This window comes from Deinococcus pimensis DSM 21231, from assembly GCF_000519345.1.
Lineage (GTDB): Bacteria > Deinococcota > Deinococci > Deinococcales > Deinococcaceae > Deinococcus_A > Deinococcus_A pimensis.
This window is the reverse complement of record NZ_KI912635.1, coordinates 11,475-14,453: the sequence shown is the minus strand read 5'-3', so window position 1 is coordinate 14,453 and position 2,979 is coordinate 11,475. Positions and strand designations below refer to the sequence as shown.

At 71.7% G+C, this 2,979-nt stretch carries 4 protein-coding genes; 2 read left to right on the top strand and 2 right to left on the bottom strand.

Features of this window, described 5'->3' with window-relative positions; genetic code table 11:
* A partial coding sequence (locus DEIPI_RS0107120) for an ATP-binding cassette domain-containing protein (protein ID WP_027481318.1) occupies positions 1-219 on the bottom strand: 219 nt, incomplete at its 3' end.
* Positions 220-319: 100 nt separating this feature from the next.
* Here DEIPI_RS0107120 and DEIPI_RS0107115 point away from each other — a divergent pair.
* On the top strand, positions 320-1,006 hold the full coding sequence (locus tag DEIPI_RS0107115) for a Crp/Fnr family transcriptional regulator (protein ID WP_045233835.1): 687 nt from the start codon (positions 320-322) through the stop codon (positions 1,004-1,006).
* Positions 1,007-1,060: 54 nt separating this feature from the next.
* Here the strand turns inward: DEIPI_RS0107115 and DEIPI_RS0107110 are convergent, their stop codons facing one another.
* A complete protein-coding gene (locus tag DEIPI_RS0107110) occupies positions 1,061-2,242 on the bottom strand; it encodes an acyl-CoA dehydrogenase family protein (protein ID WP_027481316.1) in 1,182 nt (393 codons plus the stop codon).
* Between the two features lie 159 nt (positions 2,243-2,401).
* On the opposite strand from DEIPI_RS0107110, the gene DEIPI_RS29280 reads away from it, so the two are divergent.
* A partial coding sequence (locus DEIPI_RS29280) for a peptidoglycan binding domain-containing protein (protein WP_211238261.1) occupies positions 2,402-2,979 on the top strand: 578 nt, incomplete at its 3' end.

Here is a 2,979-nt window from a genome sequence, read left to right as displayed (position 1 = left end):
CTCGCCGTCGAGACCGTCGACGCGCTCCCCGGCCCACAGCACCTCGCCGGCCGTGGGCCGGTCGAGGCCGCCGAGCAGGTGCAGCAGGGTGGACTTCCCACTGCCCGAGGGCCCGGCCACCGCGACGACCTCGCCGGGCGCGACGTCGAGGCTCACGCCGTGCAGAACGCGAAAGCTGCCGTACTCGTGGACGAGGTTCCGGGCGGACAGGGCGGGCATCACCCGGGCATGGTAGCGCGTTCGCCTCTCCACCTATCCGGAGGTTGAGAAAAAAAGCGCACCTTTCCAACCCGAGGCGCCCCACGGTACGATAGGGGCCATGTCACGGCGTGACCTCCTGCTTCAGTCCCCGCTGTTCCACGACGTTCCCCCCGAAGCAGTCTCGATGGCCGAGCAGTCCGTCATCGAACGCCACTTCCACCCCGGAGACGTCCTCGTCTCGCAGGAGGCGCAGGGCGAGGCGCTCTTCCTCGTCACGGCAGGACGCGCGCGCGTCACACGCGTCAGCCTCGGCGGACGCGAACGCGTCCTGGGCTTCCTCTACGCGCCCGCCGTGTTCGGCGAGATCAGCGTCCTCTCGCGGCGCGGTCGCAGCGCCACCGTCGTCGCCGACACCGAGGTCTCCGCGCTCATGCTGCACCGCGCGGAGTTCGAGCAGCTCCTCACGCGCTCCCCGAAGGTGCTGTGGAACCTCGCGACCATCCTCGCGGACCGCGTCGCGAGCCTCAACGACGAGCTCATCGCGCTCGGCATCAGCACGGAAGCCACCATGGCGCACGTCTTCGTGAACCTCTACCACCAGCGTGGCGCCGCCGGGGAAGCCCAGCCGGACCTGCTGCCGCTCAACCAGACGGACCTGATGCTGCGCCTCTCCGCGTCGCGCGAGACGGTGGCGCGCGTCGTGCGCAAGCTCGAGAAGAACGGCCTCGTCAAGCACGAGCAGGGCGGCGTGCGCCTGCGCAGCGTGGACGGGCTGGAACGCATCGTCTACGACCTGGAGGAGTGAGCGCGACGGGGAAGGGCGCCCCGGTCGGGGCGCCCTTCCCCGTTCGGCGGCGGTCTACGCCCCGACGACGTCCTGCTTGTGCTTCGCGATGATGGCGCGGCTGATGATGAGGCGCTGCACCTCGCTGGTGCCCTCCCCGATGCGGGTGAGGCGGTTGTCGCGCCAGAAGCGCTCCACGGGGTACTCCTTGACGTAGCCGTACCCGCCGAGGATCTGGATGGCCTCGTCGCAGGCGCGGACGCCCACCTCGGACGCGAAGAGCTTGGCGCGCGCGGCGGCGACCGTGAAGTCCCTGCCGGCGTCCTTGAGGTCGGCGGCCTTGCGGATCAGCAGGCGCGCCGCTTCCAGCTGGGTGTCCATGTCGGCGAGCTTGAAGCCGATGCCCTGGTTCATCGCGATGGGCTGGCCGAACTGCTCGCGTTCGGAGGCGTAGCGCGCGGCGAACTCGAAGGCGGCGCGCCCGAGGCCGAGGCCCATCGCGCCGATGCCGATGCGGCCCCCGTCGAGGACCTTCATGACGTCCTTGAAGGCCTGTCCGCGCGTGCCGAGGAGCGCGTCCTCGGGGAGGCGCATGTCCTCGAAGATGAGCTGGGCGGTGTCGCTGGAGCGCAGGCCGAGCTTGTCCTCCTTGCGTCCGATGCTGAAGCCCTGCACCTCGTCGCGGTTGAAGACGAAGGCGCTGATGCCGTCGTTCTTGCTGCGGCCCGGGCGGGCGGGGTCGGTGCGGGCGAGGATGACGTACGTGCCGCCCACGCTGCCCTGCGTGATGAAGTTCTTGCTGCCGTTCAGGACCCAGGAGCCGTCGTCCTGCTGCACGGCGCGGGTGGCGAGCCCGCCGGAGTCGCTGCCGCTGGCGGGCTCGGTGAGGCCCCAGGCGCCGAGCTTGCGGGCGCTCGCGAGGTCGGGGAGGAAGCGGCGCTTCTGCTCCTCGGTGCCCGCGACGAGGATGTGGCCCTGGCAGAGGGAGTTGTGGCTGGCGACGGTGAGGCACAGGCTGCCGTCGACGGCGGCGATCTCCTCGATGATCATCGCGAAGGTGGCGGTGTCGAGCTCGCTGCCGCCGTAGGCCTCGGGCGTCTGGGCGCCCATGACGCCCATCTCGCCGAGCTCGCGGGCGAGGTCGAGGGGGAACTCGCCGGTCTGGTCGCGTTCGGCGGCGCCGGGCGCGACGCGGGTGCGGAGGAAGTTCCTGAGGGCGTCGAGGATGACGCGCTGGTCGGGGGTGGGATCGTACATGGGGACCTCGTGCGGGGGCGGGAACGTTCGGGCTTGACCCGAACAACCGTTTGTTTCCGTCAGTGTAGCCGAATCAAGGCGGGCTGTCGTGTGCGGGGTTCCGAAACGCGGCGGTCCTGCTCACCCGTCCCCGCTTCACCTGCCCTTAAGATGGTCACGATGGATTCCAAGAAGGCCCAGCGCACCAAGCTCACCCTGGCCGCCCTGCTCACCACCCTCACCGCCGGGTTCGCGCTGGGCCTCACCGCCCTCGCCCGCACCCCCCACGTCCTGCCCGAGGGCACCGTCCTCGCCGGACTCGACCTCGGCGGGCTCGACGAGAACGGCGTCCGCGCCGCCCTCGCGGACGCCGCCGTGAACGCCCCGACCGTCACGGTCCGCGCGGGCGACCGCGCCTGGACCGTGGACGCCGCCGACTACGGCTGGACGCCCGACGTGGACCGCACGGTCGCCACGCTCTTCGACACCGGGGACGGCGTCTCCGCCCGCTTCGCCCGTCCCGCGCCCGGCGAGGACGCGCGGGTGTTCGGCAAGCTCGACGAGGGCGCCGCGCGCGCCGCGCTCGACACGCTCGTCGCGGACCTCAACACCTCACCGAAGGACGCCGCCGTCGCCTTCGACAAGACCCGCTACGTCGTCCGCCCCGACGTGCCGGGCGCGCGCGCCGACACCGCCGCCGCCGCGCGCGCCTGGGCCGCGTCGCCCGACACGGGAACCGTGAACGTCTCGCTGCGCGC

What these genes read in the sequence shown, in the direction of transcription:
- DEIPI_RS0107115 (WP_045233835.1), top strand. Translation starts at nt 320, where the DNA reads ATGTCACGGCGTGACCTCCTGCTTCAGTCCCCGCTGTTCCACGACGTT.
- DEIPI_RS0107110 (WP_027481316.1), bottom strand. Translation starts at nt 2,242, where the DNA reads ATGTACGATCCCACCCCCGACCAGCGCGTCATCCTCGACGCCCTCAGG.